Source organism: Paenibacillus jiangxiensis, from assembly GCF_046098255.1.
In the GTDB taxonomy this organism is placed as follows: domain Bacteria; phylum Bacillota; class Bacilli; order Paenibacillales; family Paenibacillaceae; genus Paenibacillus; species Paenibacillus jiagnxiensis.
In genome coordinates this window covers 296322-322716 of sequence record NZ_JBJURI010000001.1, presented here as the reverse complement: position 1 = coordinate 322716, position 26395 = coordinate 296322, and the positions used below count along the sequence as shown (strand labels likewise).

General features: G+C 50.4%; 21 protein-coding genes. 20 read left to right on the top strand and 1 reads right to left on the bottom strand.

The annotated features are described in order from the left end of the window. Positions 1-169 precede the first annotated feature (169 nt). From ACI1P2_RS01405 to ACI1P2_RS01330, 16 genes are all read left to right on the top strand, one after another. The gene (locus tag ACI1P2_RS01405; protein WP_355316140.1) at positions 170-598 is read left to right on the top strand and encodes a DUF6157 family protein; all 429 of its coding nucleotides are present in this window, start codon (positions 170-172) and stop codon (positions 596-598) included. Positions 599-725: 127 nt separating this feature from the next. After that, positions 726-2501, top strand: coding sequence for a sigma-54-dependent Fis family transcriptional regulator (locus tag ACI1P2_RS01400; RefSeq protein ID WP_355316138.1), 1776 nt, complete (start codon positions 726-728; stop codon positions 2499-2501). Positions 2502-2674: 173 nt separating this feature from the next. Beyond that, on the top strand, positions 2675-2848 hold the full coding sequence (locus tag ACI1P2_RS01395) for a dihydrodipicolinate synthase family protein (protein ID WP_355316136.1): 174 nt from the start codon (positions 2675-2677) through the stop codon (positions 2846-2848). Between the two features lie 86 nt (positions 2849-2934). Then, positions 2935-4344 carry a sodium:solute symporter family protein gene (locus tag ACI1P2_RS01390; protein WP_355316135.1) on the top strand — a complete coding sequence of 470 codons (1410 nt, stop codon included), beginning with the start codon at positions 2935-2937 and terminating at the stop codon, positions 4342-4344. A gap of 26 nt (positions 4345-4370) precedes the next feature. Beyond that, entirely contained in the window at positions 4371-5558 is a 1188-nt protein-coding gene (locus tag ACI1P2_RS01385; protein WP_355316133.1) for a sialidase family protein, read from the top strand. Positions 5559-5589: 31 nt separating this feature from the next. After that, entirely contained in the window at positions 5590-6084 is a 495-nt protein-coding gene (locus ACI1P2_RS01380; RefSeq protein ID WP_355316131.1) for a YhcH/YjgK/YiaL family protein, read from the top strand. Between the two features lie 6 nt (positions 6085-6090). Further along, on the top strand, positions 6091-6840 hold the full coding sequence (locus ACI1P2_RS01375) for an SDR family NAD(P)-dependent oxidoreductase (protein WP_355316129.1): 750 nt from the start codon (positions 6091-6093) through the stop codon (positions 6838-6840). A gap of 269 nt (positions 6841-7109) precedes the next feature. After that, positions 7110-7997 (top strand): 4-hydroxy-tetrahydrodipicolinate synthase, encoded by an 888-nt coding sequence (dapA, locus tag ACI1P2_RS01370; protein WP_355316127.1) that lies wholly within the window; start codon positions 7110-7112, stop codon positions 7995-7997. A 72-nt stretch (positions 7998-8069) separates the two neighbouring features. Then, positions 8070-9254, top strand: coding sequence for an iron-containing alcohol dehydrogenase (locus ACI1P2_RS01365; protein ID WP_355316125.1), 1185 nt, complete (start codon positions 8070-8072; stop codon positions 9252-9254). Positions 9255-9264: 10 nt separating this feature from the next. Next, positions 9265-10548 (top strand): four-carbon acid sugar kinase family protein, encoded by a 1284-nt coding sequence (locus ACI1P2_RS01360; protein ID WP_355316124.1) that lies wholly within the window; start codon positions 9265-9267, stop codon positions 10546-10548. Next, on the top strand, positions 10545-11543 hold the full coding sequence (gene pdxA / locus ACI1P2_RS01355; protein ID WP_355316122.1) for a 4-hydroxythreonine-4-phosphate dehydrogenase PdxA: 999 nt from the start codon (positions 10545-10547) through the stop codon (positions 11541-11543). The genes ACI1P2_RS01360 and pdxA overlap by 4 nt, the downstream gene beginning before the upstream one ends. A gap of 180 nt (positions 11544-11723) precedes the next feature. Continuing rightward, positions 11724-12674 (top strand): phosphoglycerate dehydrogenase, encoded by a 951-nt coding sequence (locus tag ACI1P2_RS01350; RefSeq protein WP_355316121.1) that lies wholly within the window; start codon positions 11724-11726, stop codon positions 12672-12674. Between the two features lie 48 nt (positions 12675-12722). After that, on the top strand, positions 12723-14042 hold the full coding sequence (locus ACI1P2_RS01345; RefSeq protein ID WP_355316119.1) for an MFS transporter: 1320 nt from the start codon (positions 12723-12725) through the stop codon (positions 14040-14042). 197 nt (positions 14043-14239) lie between these two features. Continuing rightward, positions 14240-14506 carry a hypothetical protein gene (locus tag ACI1P2_RS01340; protein ID WP_355316117.1) on the top strand — a complete coding sequence of 89 codons (267 nt, stop codon included), beginning with the start codon at positions 14240-14242 and terminating at the stop codon, positions 14504-14506. A gap of 228 nt (positions 14507-14734) precedes the next feature. Beyond that, entirely contained in the window at positions 14735-16513 is a 1779-nt protein-coding gene (locus ACI1P2_RS01335) for a DNA/RNA non-specific endonuclease (protein WP_355316115.1), read from the top strand. Positions 16514-16885: 372 nt separating this feature from the next. Beyond that, positions 16886-18196: a right-handed parallel beta-helix repeat-containing protein gene (locus tag ACI1P2_RS01330; protein ID WP_355316304.1), complete on the top strand. Its 1311-nt coding sequence runs from the start codon at positions 16886-16888 to the stop codon at positions 18194-18196. Between the two features lie 156 nt (positions 18197-18352). Here the strand turns inward: ACI1P2_RS01330 and ACI1P2_RS01325 are convergent, their stop codons facing one another. Then, positions 18353-18889, bottom strand: a complete 537-nt coding sequence (locus ACI1P2_RS01325; protein ID WP_408976098.1) for a hypothetical protein — start codon at positions 18887-18889, stop codon at positions 18353-18355. A gap of 645 nt (positions 18890-19534) precedes the next feature. Between ACI1P2_RS01325 and ACI1P2_RS01320 the strand changes: the two genes are divergently transcribed. From ACI1P2_RS01320 to ACI1P2_RS01305, 4 genes are read left to right on the top strand one after another with little or no spacing between them, the layout of a single operon-like run. Continuing rightward, the gene (locus ACI1P2_RS01320) at positions 19535-20923 is read left to right on the top strand and encodes a Toprim sub domain-containing protein (RefSeq protein ID WP_355316111.1); all 1389 of its coding nucleotides are present in this window, start codon (positions 19535-19537) and stop codon (positions 20921-20923) included. Next, positions 20899-22314: a hypothetical protein gene (locus ACI1P2_RS01315; RefSeq protein WP_355316109.1), complete on the top strand. Its 1416-nt coding sequence runs from the start codon at positions 20899-20901 to the stop codon at positions 22312-22314. The genes ACI1P2_RS01320 and ACI1P2_RS01315 overlap by 25 nt, the downstream gene beginning before the upstream one ends. Then, positions 22301-22981: a hypothetical protein gene (locus tag ACI1P2_RS01310; protein WP_408976108.1), complete on the top strand. Its 681-nt coding sequence runs from the start codon at positions 22301-22303 to the stop codon at positions 22979-22981. The genes ACI1P2_RS01315 and ACI1P2_RS01310 overlap by 14 nt, the downstream gene beginning before the upstream one ends. A gap of 11 nt (positions 22982-22992) precedes the next feature. Next, positions 22993-26223 (top strand): AAA family ATPase, encoded by a 3231-nt coding sequence (locus ACI1P2_RS01305; RefSeq protein ID WP_355316107.1) that lies wholly within the window; start codon positions 22993-22995, stop codon positions 26221-26223. Positions 26224-26395 lie beyond the last annotated feature (172 nt).

Here is a 26395-nt window from a genome sequence, read left to right as displayed (position 1 = left end):
GAATTAGGGCGCTATTCCTGGTTAATTACAGTTGTATCATTAAAGCGGTTCTCCCCTTTACGGGTGGAGCCGCTTTTTTCTTCAATAGGGCGAATTTGTGGCTATATGTGTCTATAATAGGAACAAGAGAGAGGTATGAAGTTACTCAGCTAAAAAGGAGACTATCCGCATGAACCTGAACTATTACAACACGTTTATCACCGTTTCTTCGGATTGTCCTGTTATGGAGGGCACGATTCCGCAGGAAAGAGCAGGCAAGCCGACAAAGGCAGGCATTGAGTACGAGCTGGCAGCCAGGCAGCCTTATTTTTACACACAAGAGGAGCTTCTGTATCAGGTATACATCCGGCACAAGGAGATTCCCGAAGAAGAGCTGGAGCGGCAAGGTGCGGTGATTCGCGGCGCTTTTTTCGGTAAGTCTCAAGCCTGTCTCAGAGCGAGTATGCTGCCGAAGAAGTTCGGCTGGGGCATTCATTTTAATGCCGAAGGAAAGCTGGCCATGGTGCCAATGGAGTCGGAGCAGTACCGAAGTTATGTGGAAGGAGAGCATGAAGAGATAAAGGTTATCCCGGCAATGAGGAATGCGCGTCCTAAATAATCCCAGGAAATACTTAGGTAATCGTGTAACCGCTATCTTTTTTGGTTATAGGATATTGAAACAGTACATTCGCCTTGGTTATAGTGTAACTAAGAGATGTTTAACTCTGAAACAGAGGATGATGGACGTGAAGGTACTGGCAATTGCGCCGTATGAAGGTTTAAAAGAGATGATTCTCAGCCTGGCGGAAGGCCAGGATATGGAGCTGAGAGTAGAAACCGGGGATTTGCAGCAGGGGTTAAAATATGCCGAGGAAGCAGCGCGTAACGGGACGGATATTATTATCAGCCGCGGCGGAACGGCCAAGCTGATCCAGTCCAGGGTCGCCATCCCTGTCATTGAGATTGAAGTATCCGGCTATGATATGCTGAGGGTATTGACGCTTGCCAAAGGATATCCCGGCAAGGTGGCCATTGTCGGCTTCGCCCAGGTGGTCGCCGGTGCTGCGGCAGTGTGTGAGGTGCTGGATATGAAGATTTCCTCGTACACGGTCCAGAATGAATCGGGTGTAGGCCAGGTGCTGCAGGAGCTTCGGGAGCAGGGCTATCAGATTATCGTCGGGGACGTCATTACCGTCAAGGAAGCGGAAAAGCTGGGTTTGATCGGTTTTCTGCTGACCTCGGGCAAAGAGAGCGTGCTGCGTTCATTCCAGCAGGCGCGGAAGTGGCATGCGCTGTTTGATGCGTTCAAACGGGACTACGGCATGGCCTACCAGGTGCTTCAGGCAGAGCAGGCGGGGGTGGCCGTTTATGACCACGAGCAGCGGCAGATGTTCAGCAATCCGTATTTTAGCCGGCAGGTCGCCTCTTTTTTGGATTCAGACAAAATAGGCAGTGTCGTCCAAGAAATCTTGATGAATGGTCCATTCCATACAATGCTGGAGCAGAAGGAGCAGATCTGGCGGGTCAGCGGTTATCCGCTGCCGGGTCCGGACGGGCCTTTGGCCGTATTGCGGGTTGCGGGCGGAAAAAGCCGGAATAAGATCAGGCTGCAGGGGGCTTCCCTAGTACCGGCTGAAGCCGGTTTGCGTGCTGCGCAGGTGGCCGGCAACATCGTCAGCCATAACAGCAGGATGAGGCATGCGCTGGACAAGGCGCGGAGCTATCGCGATCAGGAGCTTTCCGTCTGGATTTCCGGGGAGAAAGGCACAGGCAAGGAACTGCTGGCCCAATTCATCCATTTTGGCGGGGAAAGAGGACAGCGGCCGTTTCTGAAAATCGAATGTGGACTGGCTTCACAGGAACTGTGGGACGCGCTTCTGAAAGAGGAGCGGAATGAGGAACTGTTCGGCAGTCTTGCGCAGGGCACTGTGTTTTTGCGCGACATTGACGCCCTTGGCGAAGGTGAGCAGAAGAGATTGGCCAACCATCTGGACAAGCATGCGCCTGCTTTTCAATGGATTGCGTCCTCCAGGGAGGATATTCTGGAGCGGATCGAGAACGGCGGATTCAGCGCGGAGCTGTATTACAGGCTGGCGGAAGTCACGCTGCCCCTGCCCTCACTCAGGGAACGCAAGGAGGATATTGAAGGCCTGTCCCTGCTCTACATCAACGAATATAACGCCAAGTACGGCAAGCAGGTGGTTGGGCTTAGAGATGAGACGAGGGAGCAGCTCGAACGGTTTGAATGGCGCGGCAATATTCATCAGCTGCGGCAGGTGATCGAGGAAGCGGTGCTGCTTGCCAAAGGATTGTACATTGAGCAGGTGGAAATCAGCGGGGTGCTGTCCGCCAGACGGATGCAGCCCGAATACGGGAAACCGGACTTTGATCTCAGCGGAACGCTGGAGGAAATAGAGCAGCGGATTATACATCAGGTTTTGCTGGAGGAGGGCATGAATCAGGTGAAAACCGCCGAACGGCTGGGCATCAGCCGTACTACGCTGTGGCGGAAAATAAAGTGACTAGCTAAATACTACAACACGTTTCAAAATGAAACGTGTTGTTTTTAATTTGAACAATTTATCAAAACGTGTTGTTAAATTGAACATGCACGACTATAATCACATTTGAAAGCGCTTGTAATGGAAATAGTTCAATTATGAAACAGGTAAACTTGAATATAGGAGGCTTAATCATGAAATTCAAAGGCATTATTCCCGAGATGCTGACCCCTTTAACGGAAGAGCAGCAAGTGAATGAGCAGGTTGCCCTCCAGCTCACACAGCGGATGGTCGATGCGGGTGTTAACGGTGTGTTTGCCCTCGAAACAAACGAGGAGTTTCATCTGCTGGATGAGAAGGAGAGCTGAATAATGAATGATCCGGCCATTGCGGGCTCTTCCTGAAAAATGTAAGCGTTCTTATAACCTTTTTGGAGCATGAAGGGAGCTGTCATATGGAAAATTTAAGCGCAGGAACAATACTTTTCATATTGTCTGTAATTGCTGTCTATATTGTAATTACAACTATACTAACTTTTAAAATGCGTAGTAAATCCAGCTCTGAATTTAATAATGCAGCCAAATCATTACCAGCTATCGTGGTTGGGGTATTAATGATGTCTGAGTTCATTGGCACGAAGTCGACCATAGGTACAGCAGAGTCGGCATTTACACATGGTATCGCCTCTTCATGGTCGTTATTGGCAGGCTCTATCGGCTTTTTCATGTTTGCGTTCTTTCTGGTCAGCAGGTTCTACAACACCGGCCATTATACGATTTCTGGTATTGTGCGCGAAAAATTTGGCACATCCACCAAAATGGTCGTTTCTATAATCATGATCGTATCCCTATTGGTCGTGAATCTGGGCAATTATTTGAGCGGGGCAGCCGCGATTTCATCTATTCTGGGTATTCCGATTATGACCTGTGCCATTATTACGATGATCATCAGTACCATTTATTTTACCTTCGGCGGGATGAAGGGGGTAGCGTGGATCACATTGCTTCACTCGGCCTTCAAATACGCGGGAATTCTGCTTACGGCATTCATGGCACTATACCTGACAGGCGGCTTGAAGCCAATGCAGATGGCGCTTCCAGAACATTACTTTACATGGGACGGTACAATTGGTACGAGCAAAATCATTGCATGGATTATCGGCACGATGGGGGCGATCTTCTCCACACAGTTTATTATTCAAGCGATTACGTCTACCAAGGATGCCAAAGCGGCCAAACGGGCTACAATTTATGCGGGGTTGTTGTTCCTCCCGCTTGGATTAGCCGTAGCGATTATCGGTGTCTGTGCTCGTTATCTGTATCCAGATATTGATCCGATCTATGCATTCCCTGTATTTATGCAGCATATGAATCCGATTCTGAGCGCGATTGTTGCCACTTCATTGGTTGCTTCAATTTTTGTAGGCGTTTCCACGGTGGCGCTGTCTACGACAACGCTGCTGATGGATGACTTTGTTTTGCCGAAAATGCAGGAAGTGACGCCGGAAAAACGGATGAAGATGACGCGAATCATCGCGGTGATCGTAGGTATTATTCCGCTAATCGGTGTGGCATTTGCTCCTGAACTGCTCTCTCTTTCCTTCTTCACCCGTGCACTGCGCGCAGCGATCGCAGTGGTTGCAGGGATGGGCTTCTTCTTGCCGCTGTACAGCTCGAACCGCGGAGCAACGATTGGCCTCTCCCTATCAGCAATAGCGACAACCGTATGGTACTTGCTTGGTGACCCCTATGGCATTGACAACATGTATATCGCCGTGGTTACGCCAATGATTGTCATGTTTATTGATCGGTTCATTGGCAAGCCGCAGCAGAAGTCCAGCTCTCAACAGACAGATATCGTGTAAAAAATGAAATCGGGAGGAATTTCAACATGAGCAATCCACAGGAAACTGTACATCTTCATTATGAAGTTACACAGACAGCCGGGGAGAAATACCGTGAGGATGCCTTTATTCCTTCGGAGGCTGTACAGAATCATGCAGCCAATCTGCATGTGCTCGACAATGGTGACTTGTTATGTGTATGGTTCGCCGGTACCCAGGAGGGTATCCCTGATATTTCGATCTACCTGTCACGATTGAATAAAGGCACCGACAAGTGGACGAAGCCTGTAAAACTTTCGGATGATCCGACGCGTTCGGAGCAAAATCCGGTACTGTTCTCCGCGCCGGATGGCAAGCTGTGGCTGCTGTATACAGCCCAAAAGTCCGGCAATCAGGATACGGCTGTGATTCGTCTTAGGGTTTCTGAGGATCAGGGGTACACCTGGGGTGAAATCGATACGTTGTTCGATACGCCGGGAATCTTCATTCGACAGCCTATCACGGTTCTCGATAATGGAGACTGGCTGCTGCCCATCTGGTACTGTTACACGAATCCAGGTGAGAAGTGGACAGGAAACAAGGATGTTAGCGCCGTGAAAATTTCCTCGGATCAAGGTCGAACCTGGATAGAGGTCCCTGTGCCGGATAGCCTGGGCTGTGTTCACATGAATATTGAGAAATTGGATGACGGAAGGCTCATTGCTTTGTTCCGGAGCCGCTGGGCTGATCATATCTATCAAAGTGAGTCCAGTGACAATGGCCGTACCTGGAGCAGTCCGCGCCCGACTTCGCTGCCCAATAATAATTCATCCATTCAATTTACGAAGCTGTCGAATGGTCATCTGGCTCTCGTGTTCAATAATATCAGTGCTACGGAGTCCATGGAACGGCGTGCCTCGTTATACGATGAAATAGAAGATGAAGAAGAAGAATTGAGCGGTAATGCAGAAGCCGTGTCGTCAAATGATGAACGGCAAGCCTTTTGGGGAGCGCCGCGGGCGCCCATGACCATTGCCATCTCCAAGGATAATGGTGCTACCTGGACCGCTACTCGTAATATTGAAATCGGAGATGGATATGCGATGACGAATAATTCGAAAGATAAGTTGAACCGCGAATATTCGTACCCTTCCATTAAGCAGTCGGCAGACGGTAAAATCCACATTGCCTTTACGTACTTCCGGCAGGCGATTAAATATGTGGTTATTAGCGAACCGTTTGTGGAGCAAGATTGATGCATCTGCACATCCTAAGGAGGTGTGACCCTTGATCTTGGCTGTATTAGATCAAGCTGAGTTGTTCCGTCATCTACATCCTGGGTTTGACGAGGCCTTTGCTTTTATTCAGCAAAGCTCTACAAGGGATCTTATCCCAGGCAAATATAAGATAGATGGTGATCGGGTATTTGCAATGGTGCAAGAATATGTTACAAAGCCTGAGAGCGAGTGTGGCTGGGAAAGTCATCGTGAGTACATTGATATTCAATATTTAGTATTAGGGCAGGAGCAGATGAACAGTGCACCGTTGGATCGGCTTATCGACCAGTCCGATTATGTAACAGCCACAGATAAGATCAGCTACCGCTCCGCTTTGTCACCTTACAGCTCTCTGCAGGTGAGAGCGGGTCAGTTCACAGTCTTCTTTCCAGAGGACGGTCATCAGGCGTGTATTTGTTCAGGCACTTCCGAGGTTGTGAAGAAAATTGTAATTAAAGTAAAGGCATCTGCCCAATGTACATATCAGGCGAAGAATGGGGAGTGAAGCATCATGCTCTTGGAAGGGAAGGTAGCGATCGTTACAGGAGCGAGCAGAGGCATAGGCAGAGCGATCGCACTAACACTGGCGACTCATGGCGCTACACTAGTGTTGAACGGAACGCGTGAAGACTTGCTGACTGAGCTTGCAGGGGAAGTGAAATCTCTGGAACAGTCTTGTGCTGTATGTGCAGGAGATGTGTCGGATCAACAGATAGCTGGGGAACTGGTGCGTACCGCTGTGGGTCAATTTGGCCGGATCGACATTCTTGTCAATAATGCGGGAATCAACAGGCGAGCCTCAACGTTGGATATGGACTCTGTGGAGGATTGGCAGCGAGTACTGGACATTAATTTGAACGGCACGCTTTATATGTGTAGAGCGTCTCTGCCTTATATGATTGACAACAAGTACGGGAAAATCGTAAATGTAACCTCTACGACGGCTAAAACTCCACATAGGAATGCGGCTCCCTCTTACGGGGCCTCCAAGGCGGGTGTGAACTATTTGACTCAGCATTTGGCCTTGGAGATGGCGAAGCACAACATTTATGTAAACGCTGTTTGCCCAGGGCCAATCGATACTGATATGAGTCAGCAGTGGACAGCTGATTATAGGGAGAGTGTCATCAACCGAATACCGCTTGGGAAATTGGGAACGCCGCAAAATGTAGCTGATGCCGTCTTGTTCTTGTCTTCTTCAATGTCTGATTTTATTACAGGTGAATCTATTAATATTAATGGAGGAACCTATATGAATTGAAGTAACGTAAGAGGCGGAAACAGGACGTAGGGCTTAGAGATGAGGCGAGAGAGCAGGCGTTAGCCGCACCACGCTGTGGAGGAAAATAAAGTAACTAGCTAAACTGTACAACGTGTTTCATAATGAAACATGTTGTTTTTAATTTGAACAATTTATCAAAATGTGTTGTTAAATTGAACATGCAGGACTATAATCACATTTGAAAGCGCTTGTATCTAAAAATAGTTCAATTCTGAAACAGGTCCCACTTGAATATAGGAGGCTTAACCATGAAATTCAAAGGCATTATTCCCGCGATGCTGACCCCTTTGACGGAAGAGCAGCAAGTGAATGAGCAGGTAACCCGCCAGCTTACACGACGGATGATCGATGCGGGTGTTAACGGTGTGTTTGCCCTCGGAACGAACGGGGAGTTTCATCTGCTGGATGAGAAGGAAAAGCTGAAGCTGGCTCAAATCGTCGTGGATGAGACGAACGGCGCAGTTCCTGTCATCATGGGCAGCGGAGGAAACGCAACTGAGGACGTCATCGGTCTTTCGAAGAAAATGGAAGAGCTTGGCGCAGATGCCTTGTCTGTCATTACACCGTTTTTTATCGCTCCTTCACAGGAGGAATTATACGTTCATTTTGCTAAAATCGCCGAATCCACTTCGCTGCCGGTACTTATGTACAATATTCCTTCACGCACCGGTGTTCATTTGGAAGCGGATACGGTAGCGCGGCTTGCCAAAATCCCCAACATCGTTGCCATTAAAGACAGCAGCGGCAAGTTTGAAAATATTCAGCAATATATTCAGGCCACGCAAGGCGAAGATTTTTCCGTGCTGGCAGGCACTGATTCCCTGATTCTGCAGACGTTAAACGCCGGAGGAAGCGGGGCGGTGGCGGCTACGGCCAACATGCTGCCTGAGGTCGTCGTGTCCATTTACCAAAACTGGCTGAAGGGCGATCTTGAAGCAGCGCAGAAGGCGCAGGATCAGCTAAATCCGCTGCGCGATACGTTCAAACACGGTACCCTGCCGTCCGTCCTGAAGAAGGCGGTGGAGCTGTCTGGCATTCCTGTCGGCCCGCCGAAGCTGCCGGTCAGCGAGCTGTCCGGAGAGGCTCTGACAATTGTGCAGGAGATGGTGAACAGCTACAAGCTGAACGGGAAATAAAGCCGGAAGCGGCCACTAAGACAAATATTAGAGATAGACATTAGAGACAGATGACGGGAAGGAGAGTTAACGATGCAGGCATTGTATCAGTTTCAGACCGCGGCCAAAATCATCGCCGGCAGAGCTAGCCTTCACACTTTAGGCGAGCATTTGGACTCGGTGGCTGCCGGAATCCGCAGCGCTCTGGTTGTGGCGCAGCCCTTTACCCAAAGATCCGGCATCCTGGACGGCTTGCTGAAGCAGCTCACGGAGAAGGGAATTCAGGCGCAGGTGACGTTGAATATATTACCGGAGCCGACACTGGAAAACATTGAAGAGGTATATAGCAAGACATTGGGTGCAGCGGGCGCAAGCGTGGATGTCATTATCGGCATCGGCGGCGGCAGCGTGCTGGACGCAGCCAAAATACTGTCCGTGCTGGGCTCGAACGGAGGCTCCATTCGCGGCTTCCTTGGTACGAACCTGATCAAACAGGCGGGCATTCCAACAGTGCTCATCCCTACAACATCGGGAACCGGGGCCGAGGTGACACCAAATGCGATTGTTACGATTCCGGAGGAGGAACTGAAGATCGGTGTGGTCAGCCCTTATCTGCTGCCGCAGCTTGTCATCCTTGATCCGATGGTAACGCTCGGGCTGCCGCAGGCGGTAACAGCCGCCACCGGTATGGACGCTTTTACGCATTCACTTGAATCTTTTATTTCGAACAAGGCGAATCCGATCAGCGACATGTTCGCGCTTGAGTCGATCCGCCTGATATCTTCCAGCATTCTTGAAGCGTATCATAACGGCTCATCCGTCGAGGCAAGAGAGAATATGCTGCTTGGCTCAATGTACGGCGGCATGGCCTTGACGAGTGCCGGAACGGCCGCGGTGCATGCCCTGGCCTATCCGCTTGGCGGCAAATTCAAAATTGCGCACGGGGTGGCGAATTCCATGTTGCTGCCGCATGTAATGGAATTCAACATGGACGCGGCGGCTGCCCGCCTGACGGTTGCTGGCGCAGCGATGGGACTGGATGTGAACGGGCTGTCCGAGCAGGAAGCAGCGGAGGCCGTCATCCGGCGCATTGCCGAGTGGACACAGGAGCTGAACATCCCGCAAAATCTGCAGCAGTACGGCGTGTCCGAGGAAGATGTCGAAGAGCTGTCCCTCTCCGCCGCGAAGGTTACCCGGCTGCTGAACAACAATCCGAAGCCGGTCAGCGTGGAAGACATGAAAGTGATCTACCGCAAGCTGCTCCCGCAAAGCTCCTGAAGGTGACGGCATGAGAATAGCAGTCATTGCCGACGACCTGACAGGCGCCAGCGATTGCGGGGGACAGCTCGTCCATTACGGCCTGCAGGTGTCGGTTGTCCTGGGGCGGCGGGAGCCGAATCCGCTTCCTAACGAAGCGGTGATCCTGAATACGGACAGCAGGTCCCTGTCCGGGGAAGAAGCCTACCGGACGGTTCAGGAAGCATGCCGGCAAATCCGCAATGAACCCTTCGACGTGCTGTACAAAAAGATAGATTCCACCATGCGCGGCAACGTCGGGCAGGAGATCAACGCGGTATATGACATGTTTGCGCCGGATTTTGTCATCATTGCTCCGGCTTATATAGAGAACGGGCGGCAGGTGATCGACGGGATTCATTATGTGAACGGCATCAAACTGCATGAGACGGAAGCCGCGCATGATCCCAAAACACCGGTGAAGGAGTCACGGCTGGTCAAGCTGATCGGCGATCAGGCGCAGCGGAAGGTGGGGCATCTGTCCAGAACTGACCTGGAGCAGGGAGCGGAGCATATCGTGGCCCGAATGGCGGCGTTCAAGGAACAGCAGATTGCCTATATCGTTGCGGATTCCGAAACGGAAGACCATATGGAGGCGATCGTGAAGTATATCGCGCAGCTATCCTATTCAGTCATCTGGGCGGGCTCATCCGGACTGATCCGGTATCTGCCGCAGGCCTACGGCTTGTCCCGCGTTCACACCGAAGAGGCCCTGCCGAGAACAGAAAAGCCCGTCCTGCTGGTAGTCGGCAGCGTAAGTCCGGCCGGCCGCAGGCAGCTGGATCGGGTGCTCCGAGTAAGCGGGGTGACGGGCGTTGAAATGGACGCGGTGCAGATCATCAGCGGTGAAGCAGCCATGGAGGCGGAAATGGAGAGACTGCGGCGGCTGGCAGATGACGCCTTGAGCAAGAACAAGCATGTGGTGTTATTTTCGTCGGATAAAGTGGAGGAAACGAGAAAAGCCGGGCAGCGGTTCGGATACAACGCAGTGGAGATCAGCAACCGGATATCGAAGGCGCTGGGGAAATGCGCTGCAGAGCTGGTGCGCAGACACGGCCTGCAGCATTTGTTCCTGACCGGGGGAGACACGGCGCATCAGGTATTCCAAAGATTGAACCTGCATGAATTCCGGCTGCTGTCGGAGGTGGAGAACGGCATACCGCTCGGCAAGCTTTCCGGAGAACAAGATATTTTTGCAGTGACCAAGGCGGGCAACTTCGGCTCGGAAGCTGTAATGGAGAAAGCGGTGCTGAAACTGCAAGGAGGGGCATTATGAAACCAATTATCGGGATTACGATGGGCGATGCGGCGGGCGTCGGACCGGAGATTATCGTGAAGGCGTTAGGACATCGAGAAGTATATGAGCAGTGCCGGCCGATTGTGATCGGGGACGCCAAGATCATGAAAAGGGCCTTGAGCGTGACGGGCTCTGATCTGGTGCTTAACCCCGTGCATTCCATTCAGGAATGCCGGTTCGAACCTGGCACGATCGATTGTCTGGATCTGAACCTGCTGCCGGAGGATCTGCCCTTCGGCCAGCTTTCGGCGGCTGCGGGAGATGCGGCATTCCAGTTTCTGAAGCGGTCAGTCGAGCTGGCCAAGGACGGGCAAATTCAAGCGATCTGTACAGCTCCGTTGAATAAAGAAGCCTTGCATATGGGCGGCCACCGCTATCCGGGGCATACGGAGATTTTGGCGGATTTGACCGGAACAGAGGACTATTCCATGATGCTGTCTTCGCCCAAACTGAAGGTGATTCACCTGACGACGCATCAGGGGCTGATTGAAGCCATTCAATCCATTACGCCGGAACGGACGTATAAGGTGATCGCATTGGCTGATGAAACGCTCAAGCGCGCCGGATATGAGAACCCGCGCATCGCCGTTTGCGGCATTAACCCGCATGCGGGCGAGAAGGGGCTGTTCGGCAACGGCGAAGAGGAAGCGCAGCTGGTACCGGGCATCGAAAAAGCGCGGGCGGAAGGCATTAATGTGGAAGGCCCGCTGCCGGGAGATACGGTGTTTTTCCGGGCCGTGCGCGGCGATTTCGATATCGTGGTGGCATGTTACCATGACCAGGGTCATATTCCGATCAAGGTGCTGGGCCTGGAGGAAGGCGTGAACATTACGGTTGGCCTGAAAGGCGGTGTGATCCGCACCTCGGTGGACCACGGGACAGCGTTCGATATTGCCGGGCAGAACAAGGCGGATGAAGCAAGCCTGCTGGCCGCAATCCGTTCCGCTGCGGAGCTGGCGCCAAAGAGTGCTTAGGCTGGGAGAGAAAAGTTATACGGCTGGAAGAGAGTATAAGCTGGCATAGAGGCACATGGCGCAGAAGAGTTTATAGGTTGGAAAACTGAAGTAGCTACAGCCACAATCACATAGTTACATTCACGGGTAATGGGATCTTTGCGGATCTCATAACCCGTGAAATGAAGGGGGCAAGTCAGTATGAAAGTCGTATCTACATCGCCGTCGTTCGGCAAATATTCGGATGAACCGTTCCGATACCTGGACCAGCATGGCCTTGAACTGGTTCATCTGCCTGCTGATATCGGGGAAGAGGATTTTATCAGGGAGGCTGAGGGAGCAGTTGCGGCTATTGTTGCTTTTAATACCATAAACGGACCTGTGCTGGACCGGATTCCGAGCCTGAAAATTGTATGCAAGCACGGCGTAGGCGTCGATAACATCGACTTGGAAGCGGCCAAGGAGCGCAAGGTTTGGGTGACTAACGTTCCAAATGCAAATAAACATGCAGTTGCGGATTTTGCCTTCGGGCTGATGCTGGCGCTTGCAAGGCAGATTCCGGCTGCTGACAAGGGCACCAAGGCAGGCGAGTGGCCGAAAATTTTCGGTACGGATGTCTATGGCAAAACACTCGGCATCATTGGACTGGGCAGCATCGGTAAAGAGGTGGCGCGCAGGGCCAGCGGATTCGATATGAGTCTGTTTGCGTATGATCCGTACCCTGACCAAAAGTTTGCGGAGCAGTGGAATGTTCGTCTACTCGGGCTGGAAGAGCTGCTTCGCGAAAGTGACTTTATTACCCTGCACATGCCGCTCATCGAACAGACCCGCAATTTGATTGGCGCGGACCAATTCTCTCTTATGAAAGAAAGCGCCTTCCTGGTAAACGCATCAAGAGGCGGCATCGTTCATGAGGAGGCACTGTATCAAGCCTTGAAGGAAAAACAGATTGCAGGCGCCGCGCTGGACGTATTCGAGCATGAGCCGCTGACCGAGCACCCGCTTTTCGAGCTGCCGAATTTTATCGCTGCTCCGCATATCGCAGGGTATACGGATGGTGCGGTGAATACGCTCGGTATGACCTGTGTTCGCAATATTGTGGACGTCATCGTCCATGAGAAGGCACCGCAGCACGTGGTGAACGGGCTGTAATTATTTTTAACATTGTATCCCGACTTGGGAACAGGGAGGTTAGACAACATGCAAGCTAATGAACTGACAACCGCCACAGAGTCACAACCTGTCCGCAAAAAGTCAAAAGTTCGCTGGGTTATTGCCCTTCTGATGTGGGCGGCTATTGCCATCAACTATATTGACCGCACGGTGCTTTCGGCTGCCGCTCCATTTTTGACAGATGAATTCTCGTTAAGCGAAGCACAGATGGGCATTATCCTGTCCGGCTTCTTCTGGTCTTATGCGCTGCTGCAGATTCCGGCTGGTTGGTTTGCCGACCGTTTCGGCCAGAAGAAAACACTTGGCTTCGCCGTAATCTGGTGGTCACTGGCTACGGCGGTGACCGGACTGGCGACAGGCTTCAAGTCACTGCTCGGTTTCCGGGTCGCCCTGGGCGTCGGGGAAGCGGCGGCTTATCCGAGTAATGCGGGAATTGCGTCCAAATGGTTCCCGGACAAGGAAAGAGCGACCGTAGCGGGTATTTTTGACAGCGGTTCCAAGTTTGGCGGGGCTATTGCCATGCCGCTGATCGTCTGGCTGATTGCCATGTATGGCTGGAAAATGACCTTTGTCATTATTGGTGCACTCGGTGTAATCTGGGGCGTCATCTGGCTGCTCTATTTCAAAGAAACCCCAGAGGAGCACAAAGGAGTTAATGAAGCGGAGCTGCTGCACATCCGTGAGGGTCAGACCAAGAAAGAGGGCACTGACAGCAAGCAGCCGATGAAATGGTATCAATTGCTGAAGCACAGAAATATTTGGGCCATGTGTATCGGATTCTTCATGATCAACTATAACTCTTATTTCTTCATCACATGGCTTCCTACGTATCTGGTTAAGGAACGGGGGATGAACCTGATCGAAATGGGAATCATGGCCTCACTGCCGCTGTTGTGTGCGATGGTGGTCGAGGTGGCCGCCGGCTGGTTATCCGACCGTATTTATTCCAGCGGCAAGCTGTCGCTGACCGCAACACGTAAGCTCTTTCTGGTCATTGGCCTTCTGATGGCCGCCTGCATCGGTTTTGCCGCATTTGCACAATCTGCCGTTCTTGCCGTGGTGCTGCTGTGTATTGCCAAGTCCGGCACGACCGTGGCAGCTTCCCAGGTATGGGCGCTTCCGGGCGATGTGGCTCCGAAGAACATGACCTCCGTTGTAGCGGGGATGCAAAACTCCGTCTCCAACATGGGCGGTGTCGTTGGTCCCATCATTACCGGTTTCATCGTAGCCAGCACAGGCTCTTTCGTACCGGCATTGATTTTCTCCGCGGCACTGATCGTAATCGCGATCCTGAACTACCTGTTCCTGCTGAAAAAGGTAGAGCCGATTCAAGTGAATAACGCATAATTTGGAATATAGATCCAAGCTTAAAGCGCAGAAGGGGCAGCCCGCTGCGCTTTTCTTGTTCTACTGTTTTTTCTAAAAAATAGAAGATAGGCTCTGGCTTCCTGATGTCCATCGTACTATAATAAGCTAAACCGTTTATTTCCAGCAATGTAAGAGGCGGAAACGGGACCTAAACCACAGGGAAAGGATGCGTGTCTATGGAAAAGGACCAGACGGGTATGGTGCCAGGACAGCATTGGAAGGTGGGAGAGCCCGGGAATGGCCGGGAAAGCGACGTCATAACGGACAGCGATATGGAGACTGGGAAAGCGGACCGCGAGGAGGCCGGCGAGCGGCATGTCCGGGCTTTTTTCCAGGAGGAAAGGGAACTGCAGATCGGATTGAGGGATCTTTTGCCGAGGTATGTGGATATGAAGAGGTATACCTCACGGGAAACCAAGGAAAAACGCCGTGCCAAACGGTGAATAAATAGCAGAACAACAGCGAAGCAATCAACAAGCAGCGCTTTGATAAGCGTCTGCTTTAAGAGCGGGGATGTCCAGGCATCTTCGCTCTTTTTTTCAGATGTTCCATGGTGGAGATGCCTTTTTTGCCACCCTCATGTTCAGGTGCCCGGATTATAAAACAAATTTTAATACATATGCATTAACAGGGTGGAACTTTTTACACATAAAAAGATAGGAGGAGCGAGCATGCAGAAACCATGGCTGCATCAGGAAAGTACATATGAGGTGCAGCAGCAGGCCGCCTTGAAGAGGTACGAGGCTAGAAGCGGAGAGCGGAAGAAGACTGCCATGCGTATGCAGGAGGGCAACCCCGTGGAGGCTGCCTCACCGGACAGGATCGCTGTTCGGGAGGCCACCATAGATCCGCGGGACGGACTAGGGCTGGAGCGGGTCATCGGCAATGACGATCTGTTCCCGGTGTCTTACCTTGAGGCGGGCCTGCAGGGGGCTAAATCCGTCTGCAGGATTGAGGTCAGGGATCATATCGGCAGAGTGACCGGTTACGGTACAGGCTTCCTGGTGTCTCCATCGCTACTGCTTACCAATAACCATGTGCTATCCCATGAGGATGAAGCGCTGTACAGTGTGGCACAGTTCAACTATGAGCTGGATTTGCATTTCAAGGAGCGCCAGATGAAGAGCTTCAATTTTGCCCCCAAGCAGCTGTTTCTGACCGATCCGGAGCTGGATTTCACCTTGGTCGCAGTGGATGAGGAAGCGTCGGATGGAACGCCGCTGAACGGTTTCGGATATTTAGAGCTGTACAGCGAGCCCGGTAAAATCCTGGAGGGCGAATATGTATCCATCATCCAGCATCCGCAGGGGGCGCCGAAGATGGTGGCCATCCGCGAAAACCGCGTGACCGACATGCTGGAGCATTTTATCCATTACTCCACGGATACGCAGGCCGGCTCGTCTGGATCGCCTGTCTTCAATGACCAATGGATAGTGGCCGCCCTGCACCATGCGGGAGTGCCTGATCCGAATGACAGCTCCGTGTTCATCGCGAATGAAGGAGTGCGCATCAGCAGCATTTTGCAGAGGATTGAGCAAAAGAGAGCGGAGTTGAATGCGGAGCAGCGGCAGCTTGTGGATCAGGTAATACACCATTTGGACATATCCGGGCAGTCTGCCGAAACGGTTGAGGAGCTTGATCTGGAGTGGTATGAGCATTCCACAGGTTATGATCCCGAGTTTCTGGGCTCGAATTACAAGGTGCCTCATCCGGTCCTGCGCAGTGATCTGGAGGAGGACGTTGCTCCGCTGATCGATGGCGGGCGAGTTCTGAACTACACTCACTTCTCGATCGTGATGAGCCAATCGCGGCAGCTTGCATTTTATACAGCTGTTAATATCGATGGCAGCCAGCTGAGGGAGATCGGCCGCAGCGACCGCTGGCTGTTCGACCCCCGAATGGACCGGAAACATCAGTGCGGGCCTCCAGTATACGAGCATCCGGACATCGACCGCGGACATCTGGTGCGCAGACGTGATCCGGTCTGGGGCGAACGTGCTGCCGAGGCGAATGAGGACACCTTCCATTTTACCAATGCCGCCCCGCAGCATAAGAAGCTGAACCAGCAGATCTGGCTTGGTCTGGAGGATTATATTCTGCGGAATACAGACGAGCATAATCTCAAGGTGAGCGTATTTACCGGTCCGGTGTTCCGGGAGGATGACATCGAATACCGTGGAGTGCGGATTCCGGCGGAATTCTGGAAGGTGGCCGTAATGGTGAAGACGGATGGCAAGCTGTCCGCCACCGCCTATCTGCTCAGCCAAAAAAGCTTCATTGACGATCTGGAGTTTGCCTTCGGCGAATACAAAACGTATCAGGTACCGATCCAGCAGATTGAAAAGTTGACCGGACTCGGCTTCGGGGAGCTGAAGCAGCATGACCCGCTGTATGGGCAGGAGGCCTTGATCCAACGGGTGATTAACGGGCCGGGTGACATTGTGCTGTAAAAGGATATGGAGACCGCTTCTATGAAGAAGCCGGTCTCTTTTATGGTTATAGAATTTCTAAGTTTTCAGCGGGGCTGAACAATTCTATAACCTCAAGAAAAACTTCCGCTAAACGCGGTCTGGCTTCTTTGAATGTACATCGATAGATGTTTTTCTTATATGTAATTTATAACATAAAAAAGATTAAAATTTGGAAGAAACCTCTTGATGAAAACGTTAACATTGGTTAGAATGATGTTACATCCTGGTAAAAGCCTACGGTATTTAAAAATTTATGGGAGAGGAGGCAGTAGGAGCAGCTTTTATAGTAACTATCTTTTTTGCTTGTTTTTCACTAATCTAAAATGGTAGGAGGATTAGCACATGGGGAATATGAAGACGTTTGGCTTTGGCAAGTCTGCTTTTCTGGCTGTTCTGTCTTTGGGTTTATCCGCTTATCTCCTGGCACCTGTCTCTACCGCAGAAGAAGCTTCCGTGGCAAAGGATACCTATCAGGAAGCCTTTGCCGGCACGCTGGCTGCAGGTGATCTGTATGTCGCGCCTAACGGTAAAGCATCAAATCCCGGCACGCTCGCCAGCCCCACAACCTTGGAAAACGCAATCACGCTTGTTCAGCCGGGGAACACGATTTATCTTCGCGGGGGGAATTATGCTTATTCATCCACGGTGACGATTGAACGGGATAACAGCGGGACGAGCAGTTCACGCAAAAACCTCGTCGCTTACAATGGTGAGAAACCTGTCTTTGATTTCTCCGCGCAAGAATTTAATTCAGCTAACAGAGGATTACAGTTATTTGGAAGTTACTGGTATGTGAACGGCATTGAAGTGAAAAATGCGGGAGACAATGGCATCTTTATTGCCGGCAACTATAACCGGATTGAGAACGTGGAAACCCATCATAACCGCGATACCGGCCTGCAGATTAGCCGTTATGCATCCACGGCGGGTTTTGATGAATGGCCGAAGTACAACGAGATCATTAACTCCTATTCCCATGATAACTATGATCCAGATAACGGCGAGGACGCCGACGGATTCGCGGCGAAGCTGACCGTGGGTCCTGGCAATGTGTTCAACGGCTGTGTGGCTGCGTACAATGTGGACGATGGCTGGGATTTGTATAGCAAATCGGAGACCGGAGCCATCGGCCAAGTCACCATCCTGAACAGTGTAGCCCATCATAATGGACAAACCTCGGACGGTACTTCCACTACGGATAGTGACGGCAATGGCTTCAAGCTGGGCGGGGACAAGATCGCAGTCAATCACATCGTGAAGAACAGCATCGCTTTCCAGAACAAGAAGCATGGCTTCACATACAACAGCAATCCGGGCAGCATCACGATGACAAACAACACCTCCTGGGACAACGGGGGCAGCAACTTTGCCTTTGATAAAGGCACCCATATCTTCACCAACAATCTGTCATTCGACGGCGGAGCCAGCGACAAGACCAGCGGAACGGATACGGACGGCTCCAATGTGTGGTGGAAAAACAAAAAAAGCACAAACGCCAAGGGTCTGACTGCCAGCGCCGCCGATTTTGTAAGCATGGACCCGCAGCAAATCACACGCAACAGCAATGGCTCATTTAGTCTGGGCAATTTCCTGAAGCTGGCTTCAGGCAGCGACCTGATCGGCGCGGGGACTCCCGCAGGCACGAATATTGGAGCACGATAACGCGATAAGCAGAACGATGAGCTTAGTCTGGGACGAGCAGGATTGTGGCAGTAAAAAATAAAAAAAGGTATGGAGAGGTTCTATTCTGTATGGGTGAATTGAATATTTGGCTATGCTGAAAAAGGACCTTCACTGCAGGGAAGGTCCTTTAGGTTTTTATTTTTTCTTGGCAGGGGCCCATTTGAAGCCGCAGTTCATGCAGCCGTTTATTATTTCATTTCTGCCTATAAACCCGACCAGGATGCTTACGGGTAATGATAGGCTTATTGAAATCCAGCATAGAATACCAATAATAGCTACCCAAGTCTCTGAACTATTGCTGTTGGAATCGTTAGTCACGGCACTATCAGCAATATTAACGGGAGTTAAGATGGCTGCATAGGCTATTAGAAACACGCCACCAATAATTATAAGTATAGGAAGCAACGCCATCCAACCAAGTGTTATGAACATTTTCGCAAAACTATAGCCTTTTTTATTGGCTACTACCTGAGTTGACTTGCATTTCCTACAGGTCACTGTGCCAGCACTGCCTGATGTGTTCATTGCGCTGCCCATTCTCTCAGCCTGAGTCGCCGCTGTTCTATGTACTTGAGGGTTAGCTGCCCGGGATTGTCTTCCAGGCGTTCTGCTTGCTTGAGCTGTTGTAGATCTTTTTGCCTGATTACTGGTCGTACTAGTATTACGTTGCACTTCTTTAGACTCCCTCCGCATGATCATTTTTGGGTATATGGAACTATTCGGCAAGGTTTGCCAAAAACCTCTTTTGCAGAACGGCGAGGGATATTCGTTTTGTTGAAAATGAACAGAATAAGTCTTGCTACATAAAAAAAGGACCTTGCCGATTGGAAAGGACCTTATTGATTGTTTTCGTGTACAGTTTTTGCGTTTTTTTTATGAGAAAATATGACTTTTATGCGTATCTTAATGCTATAATGATAGATGTACAACACACCTTGAGTGGGCGCACCCTCCGAAAGGAGGTGATGCGTATGAACATTTCGTTCGGTGAAGTTTTAACCTTCGGGATCTTCCTGCTAGCGTTACTCACTTACATCGATAAACGAAAGTGACCCTACTCTAGGTTGGCACCAGTGAGGGTCACTTCTTATCAAGTAGCACCAATTTGGAGGGTTACCCCACTCAAGCTGTTGTACTGGGGACCGGCGGCCACCGGTCCTTATTTCTATCTTTACTTTACCATACCCCTTTTTATACCTCAAGCTTAGGTCTATTAATTATTTCATCGAAACTACCGGATTATGGCACAAAGGAAATAAAGCAAATTTGTATGTTACAATAGCGATAAAATAAGTCAGCAGCGGATGGTCGATATCAATGAAAGAAACTTCAATACTATCTTTTATAAAACAACACTATGTTAAGGCAGGAGAGGAACTCCAGCCAGGTCAGCAGCTATCCGGTTATTTTGAATTGGATATTATGAAAATCTCTGCCAGAACCTACAAGCGATCGGCCATGCTTAGTGGAGTTATTTCGGATGAAGGATTTTATGAACCAGCACATCCCGCGCTGGATTGGCTGCTCTCCATTTTTCATAGTACCCAAGTCAAAAAATCCGAACAAGATTTATATAGAGCTAATCCGGCAATAAATCAGGAAACGATTCATAACTGGTTTCAAAAAGGGTTTATTTACCGCAAGAGCGAGTACGGCCAAGATGGCAGAACGATGAAGCGTTCTGCATATGTCATAGGTTATGCTCTTAGTTTGTTACATAAACAGAGAAGGGAAGCAGAGCAGACGGAAATGTCCGGGCAGCTCAATTACTTGTGTGCCGAGGCCAGACGTCTTTATGATGAGCTTCCTTGTGCTCTGATTCTATCGAAACAGCAACGATTAGCAATAGAGAAGCTGACACAATATATGGAAGTTTTGATCGAGGCCCTTCATGAAGCATGTCATCTCATATCCCTTGAACCAGTCTCGCAAAAAATAGATATAAACTGGAGAAGCAGCAAACAGATCAGATATATACAGTTTCTGCTGGCATTATGCAGCATCCGCATGAAAACCGGACAGTTTGACTGGAAGGAGATCGGGGCGGCTTATTTTGGACAGATTGGCGGCTCGAAGGTGTTTGACAAAGATAAAAAGGACTTTCTTGACAAGCTGGAGAGGGGAGTGGATATCCCGCTTTCTTATCTCGGACTTGTCAGCACCGGAGCAATAACACCCATTTATTTTGCGGGTGCATTGCAAGCAGGGGACTTGAATTATCCGCAAGGATATCTGCATGCTACAACGGATCTGGCCGTATATGAGCTGGAGATGGCGACCTCATGCAAACATATGTGGCTGGTAGAAAACAGGGCCTTGCTTACGCGGATGTGCTCTGATCCGGAATTTCTTTTTGAGAGTGAAAGTCTGGTCATCGGACTGGATGGGCAGCTGCGCAGCAGTCATCGCAAGCTTGTTCATGATATTTTGCAGCATTCCCCATCCATAGAACAGGTGCTGGTTTGGTGCGACACGGATCAGGCAGGTCTGCATATTGCTTCGTCAGTACGGAAAATCCTCGATCATTTTCCTCTGCAATCGGTAAAATGGATTTTGACTCCCCCGGAAACCCGGCAGGCCCGGATTTTCAACTCGTGGGTAGATTATGAATCTCAATTACAAGCAACGATTGAAAACAATAGACCAACTGAGCAGGAGGAATTTTTGGGAGGAAGAGAACTTTGGACAACCTGGATAAAAAGCTGATTTCCATATTTGAATCCGATGCTGATGCGCCTTTGGTCAGAGAGTCTCTGCGTGATTTGATCAAATTGTCGGGCGTGCTCAATGAATTGCGGGAATATTTTGAAGAGCCGATCAAGGTGCTTCATATCCTGCAGCTGCTGAATTTGATTCACGAAGAAGCTCTCGGGCTGGAGCAGCCGCTTGAAGATGCCAATGCCCTTTATTACCGTTACCGTAACAGGTATGGCACAGAGCCGCCTTTGTCGGTCGAACGGCTGCTTTATATTCTCGAAAAATACAATTGGGTGATCCGTACCAAGCGGCGCATTTTAATGATGGATGTCGGCAAACGTTTAATGGATGTGCTGATCCGGCTCGCCAATGATTCTCTTGCCTATTACATGCGTGATGAAATCGCCCGGTCCTTGTTTCAGGCGGCAAGGGATGCCGATTTGAGCGAAGCCTACGATGATAAAGGAATTTCCGGCGGCAATCGTCTGGCGAGTATGGTGAGAAATGTGGAGGAGGCTGTTGAAAAGCTGCAGGAGCGTCAGCTCGAATTTTTGGCGGACAGACATGCACTTCCGCAGGTGAAAATCATTGTAGAGTTGATGAGACAACTGGACCAGCGCCTTAATGAACGAATGGATAAGCTGAAAACCTTTGAAGAAGGCATGAAATGGAGCAGTCTCTTTAAAAAGGGAACGGATATTATGCTGCAAGGCACACAGATCAGTTTGTCCACCCTGCAAAAAATATTGAAATTTGCTCATATCCAGCAGACGGAGATTGGTGTGCAAATCGATCCTGTCTCTTTCAAGCGTTATGTCATGGACTCTTTTTATAAAAAGCCGGACTCGACCATGCCGAATGGAGTTGAGATTCTGAGTTTTATGGAGCAGGACCGGGATGAGGGGGAGCGTCTTGACGGTCTGTGGGTGCCAGTCAAGTTTGCTTCCCCCATCCCGGAAGCGCAGTTGATGAGTACCATAGATTACCTGGAGCATTACACGCCAGCTGTAGGTCCCATTGAATCCTATCCGGAAGAAGAGTTTGCGGCTGCGGCGGAATTAACGGAAAGCGAACTGGCTGACCAAATGGAAGAAGCAGCCTGGAATATAACAAGAACGATGATTCGCACCGAGGATGTGGAAAGGGTGCTGGTGGAGCATAAGCAGATCGGAATCGAACCTCTGGTATTGGAAGCCGGATCTGAACAATGGGCGGATGCAGTTAACGCTTTGTTAGCTGTGTCAGCAATCGTGTCGAACCGGCAGGCGGAAATGACGCAGGAAACAGAAAAGATTGGGCAAGAAGCCTCATCAGATCAGCGAAAGGAGTGGGAGTGGATTGACGAAGCAGACGGACGATATATCATCCGCAGCAATGGAGACGGAAATGGAAAAGAATAACGATATTTATGTTGATAATTACCGCCCTTTATCCGTGATGGCTCATCTGAATACGGTCCTGACACCGGATGAAGAGCACGCTTTTATGCAGATCATGTTTTCCTCATCTGCTACTGTGCGAAGCGACAATTTCGGATTGTCCAGACGGGAGGTCATGCGGCTTTTGAAGCTGAAGCCTGAAGAAACTCAGGCGTTTCACCAGTTTATAGAACGAATTAACCAATCCGTGGCACGTTATTTTCAATTGGTATACGACAAGCGGCGTGATCAGACCGTGCTTCTGATGCGTGTTCCGGCCCAGCAGGCTAAGGAAATGCTGTCTGCGGAGAGCCTGGCGATGCTGATGTTTATTTTTTACCACCAGGACGTACTGCAAAATGAGTTTACGCTGTTCACCCAGCTGGTTGAAGCGTTTGGGCATGAAACGCTTGATATCAGGCGGAAAATGCAGGCTGCTCTGGGTGCGTTGCTCAAGATCGGTGCCATTGCCAGATTCAGCGGAGAGACCGACGAAGAGGCTTATGAGCTGACAGCCATTGGGAGCAGAATGTTCAGCAACTCGTATCTGAAACGGTTCACGGAGTTTAGCCAGTCGCAGCAGCTGCATATGGATGAAGTGCTTAAATTTTTCAAGAGATACAACATGGGGGCGGAAAACGAAGAATGATTCCTTGGGAGATGAAGATTTCGGGGATACGCGACTATCCGGCAACCGTCCTGGACTTATCAGGCATCATGGAACATATTCTGATCACGGGTCCTAACGGGTCGGGAAAATCGACGTTGACCTTTTGCATGGGAGCGGTGCTCGGTTCGGCGAAGGTCGAGCTGGAGGGGCTGCGTTCCAAAAATATTGGAAGTGATGAAGTATGGCATGCGCAGATTCACCTCGTTTTCGCCAACATTGGAGAGAAGCCGATGGATGCCGCACGTTATGTGCAGTTCTCTCTTCATATGGAGCAGAAGCCCGGGGAACCGCTGAAAAGGCAGTACTGGATTCGGGAAGGGGAAGAGATTGGAGCATGGGAGCGGGAGACCCGCTACACTACCGGGGATGGCGTGAACCATTTGCGGGAGTACCGTTATCAGCTGCAGCATAAATATGTTGTGGATCCGGATGCCTTTTATCTGATCTGGTATCAGCAGGATGTAAACCAGTTTGCCACAATGAGGCCAGAGGAACGGTTTCGCATTTTTAGTGAGATGACTCGGATTGACAATATGCAGCGAACCTGGGAATCGGCCAAAGAAAGATTGAAGGAAGCCGAAAGAGCGCGCCAGGAAGCGGAAAACAACCAGCTGCAGCATAAATTCGACCTTGAGCGCTGGCAGAAGGAGCGGGACCGTCTTTTAACACGCAACCAAAACCGGCTGGATAATCTGCGTCTCTTTGTGCGCACCTCCGCAATGCTTGCAGATCGTTATAAAGGGCAGCAGCAGGAGCTTTCAGGTCAACTGGAGCAGCTTGAAATCGAGGTTGACGAAACGAATGAGCGTAAATCAAGTTTGGCTCTGGACCGCGAAAGGCTGGAGGAAGAACGGACCGCACGTCAGAATCAAAAGCAGGCGCTGGAACTGAAGCTTGAGGCTGCCGAACTGCAAATAATAGGACTGCGCAAGGACATAGAAGTGCGGGAGAAGGAGCAGGCTGAGCTGGTTGAGCGTCTGCAGACGCTTGCAGATCAGATTAGAAGCATCCCTTTTGGCCAAGAGGATGTAGTTGAACAGCTTGAGCGTTCATCCCAAATGCTTGAACAAAGACGAACTGAAGTAATGATGAAACGTGAAGAGCTTGAACTTTTACAAGAACAGCTCGACGCTCAGCAGGAGACCATTTCTCATTTGCATGTCCGGATCGATCAGGATCGGGAAGAGGAAAAAAGGTTCAGTGAGGTTTTGCAGGAATACAGGGACAGTGCACATGTTCAGCAGCAATTGGAGCTTCTGGATTCGCGTTATGTTCAATTGCAGGATCAAATCCGCCAAGCCAACCGTCAATTGGAGCAATTAACGGAGGAGGAGGGCTCTTTAAAGTCTGACCGTATCCTGTCCAGGCGGCAGGAGCAGTCTGTAAAGCTGTTCAGACGAATGGGAATTCAGGCGTACACCATGCAGCAGCTGCTGGAAATGGACGGCCGTGCTTCATTGGAGCAGGAATTTGCGCTGGAGGCGGTAAAGTATACCGTTTTTGTTGAAAGCAGAAGCTTCAACCCGCCCAATGATTTGATTCATGTCGAGTTGCCGTCCATTGTTCCCGAGCGTTCCATGGAGCGCCTGGCTGACCTTCAAGTACAGGTTAGGGAAAACCTGAGCGATGACATGTATGCTGCTGCGCTGAAAGTGATGTGGTGGCTGCATGAGCTGCTGCTTGGGGTGCGTGGTATCCAGCTGAGAGATGGAATCCTGCTTGAAACGGGCGCGCGGCGTGGACCGCAGGAGGAACGTCAGTGGCTGCTGCATACGAAAGGCATGCAAATCCGGCTGCAAAGACTGCAGGAGGAAAAGAAGAAATTACAGGATCAGCTAAATGCTCATACGTCAGAATGGGAGCTGGTGAATCAGCGGCTGGCTCTGTATCGGTCCGCGCTGCCACGTGTACAACAGGCGGAGGTTTTCTTCGCAGACAGCGCCGAGCGGGAGCTGCGGATCAGGCAGCTTGCCCAGTATACGGCCGAGCGGGAACAGAAAAAGAATTTGCGATATGAACTGGATCAGGAGATCTCCGTTAAGCGTGAACAGATCGCAGAGCTTGCCCAGGAATGCAGACAGCTTGAGAAATATCTCGACATTTACAAGCAGTATGAGCATGAGCGTGAACAGGTTGAACGGCTGCAGCTTCTGGAGCATGAGCTGAAGGAGCTGTATGATAAGCGAACCAGGCTGGAGCTCGAAATTCGGGAGCTGGGCAACTCTATATCTGGTCTGGAAACCTCCATTGAAAGTACCAAGCGAAGACTGCGGGACAAACGCAGCTCCTGGGAAGATGCCGAGGCTGAACTGGAGCAAATCCGTCGCCAGCAGAGCAGGCTCACCGAAGAGCGTGAAGCGATCGAATTGAATCAGGCGCGGATTGACGTGGAGCTGAAGCAGTGGCACGAAAAGCTGGTATTTATGTGGGAGGAAGCCGAGGCGGTCCTTTCAGAGACCCATGATGCGGAAGCAGCCGGTCTCGTTAACGTCGCTATCCCTCAGACAGAGGCTGTACTGATGGGGGAGCGCGAAAGGGCAAGGGTCCATTTACAAAACGCCTGTAATGAGACGGTGAACGAATATGCCATCGATAATTATGAAAGAACCAAAGAGGCCTATGATCGTGGGGCTGAAGAAGTGCAAAACGCCAAGCTGCTGATGGAGCAATTGGAAGAACAGCTGCAGGAACTGGAGGACAAGCTGTTCAATACCATTCGTAATGAGGTGCACCGGGTCAATACCAAGTTTGTGATGTACATGGACAAATTCGGTTTTGACGGAGAGGTATCGTGGCAGCATCAGGAAGGCAAACATGGCGAGCTGAGATATTTTCTCTATGTGCGTGCGCGCAAGCAGGGGCATCGGGGAGATATGGAGGAAGTCAGCCTAAAGGGAAGAGGCAACAAGGTAGGGAAAGGAGTTTCCGGCGGGGAAGAATCGCTCAGTTCACTGCTGTTTGCGCTTGCTCTATTAAAAACAATAGAATCCAACCCGGGGTATATCATACTCGATGAGTTTGATAGTGCGCTGGATGAAAGCCGTAAAGCGAAAGTGTTTGAACTGTATGAACAGGAGCTGGCTCGGAAAATGATTATTTTGTCCCCGAAATCGCAAAATAACGTTTATTTGGAGCATTTCAGCAAAGCTTTCGTAGTTTACCATGATCCAACGATCCCGCAAAGCCAAGTCATCCGGATTCGAAAGAGTGGTCATGCCTGAGTTTGCGGCAGCTCATTCAGGAAGCCTTGCAATAATGTACTTGGTTTGGGCTCGGTACAACGACGCGAATTAAACTGCTTTTTGGAAACATCTTTCCAAACCCGTTATAATAAAAAGGCAAGCCTAGCTTAAAGTCTTATGGAATAGGGAAGTTACGTGTATTGAATATCTC

Coding starts and splice junctions, on each gene's coding strand:
- ACI1P2_RS01405 (WP_355316140.1), top strand. CDS start 170: ATGAACCTGAACTATTACAACACGTTTATCACCGTTTCTTCGGATTGT.
- ACI1P2_RS01395 (WP_355316136.1), top strand. CDS start 2,675: ATGAAATTCAAAGGCATTATTCCCGAGATGCTGACCCCTTTAACGGAA.
- ACI1P2_RS01390 (WP_355316135.1), top strand. CDS start 2,935: ATGGAAAATTTAAGCGCAGGAACAATACTTTTCATATTGTCTGTAATT.
- ACI1P2_RS01385 (WP_355316133.1), top strand. CDS start 4,371: ATGAGCAATCCACAGGAAACTGTACATCTTCATTATGAAGTTACACAG.
- ACI1P2_RS01375 (WP_355316129.1), top strand. CDS start 6,091: ATGCTCTTGGAAGGGAAGGTAGCGATCGTTACAGGAGCGAGCAGAGGC.
- dapA (WP_355316127.1), top strand. CDS start 7,110: ATGAAATTCAAAGGCATTATTCCCGCGATGCTGACCCCTTTGACGGAA.
- ACI1P2_RS01365 (WP_355316125.1), top strand. CDS start 8,070: ATGCAGGCATTGTATCAGTTTCAGACCGCGGCCAAAATCATCGCCGGC.
- ACI1P2_RS01360 (WP_355316124.1), top strand. CDS start 9,265: ATGAGAATAGCAGTCATTGCCGACGACCTGACAGGCGCCAGCGATTGC.
- pdxA (WP_355316122.1), top strand. CDS start 10,545: ATGAAACCAATTATCGGGATTACGATGGGCGATGCGGCGGGCGTCGGA.
- ACI1P2_RS01350 (WP_355316121.1), top strand. CDS start 11,724: ATGAAAGTCGTATCTACATCGCCGTCGTTCGGCAAATATTCGGATGAA.
- ACI1P2_RS01345 (WP_355316119.1), top strand. CDS start 12,723: ATGCAAGCTAATGAACTGACAACCGCCACAGAGTCACAACCTGTCCGC.
- ACI1P2_RS01340 (WP_355316117.1), top strand. CDS start 14,240: ATGGAAAAGGACCAGACGGGTATGGTGCCAGGACAGCATTGGAAGGTG.
- ACI1P2_RS01335 (WP_355316115.1), top strand. CDS start 14,735: ATGCAGAAACCATGGCTGCATCAGGAAAGTACATATGAGGTGCAGCAG.
- ACI1P2_RS01330 (WP_355316304.1), top strand. CDS start 16,886: ATGAAGACGTTTGGCTTTGGCAAGTCTGCTTTTCTGGCTGTTCTGTCT.
- ACI1P2_RS01320 (WP_355316111.1), top strand. CDS start 19,535: ATGAAAGAAACTTCAATACTATCTTTTATAAAACAACACTATGTTAAG.
- ACI1P2_RS01310 (WP_408976108.1), top strand. CDS start 22,301: ATGGAAAAGAATAACGATATTTATGTTGATAATTACCGCCCTTTATCC.
- ACI1P2_RS01305 (WP_355316107.1), top strand. CDS start 22,993: ATGAAGATTTCGGGGATACGCGACTATCCGGCAACCGTCCTGGACTTA.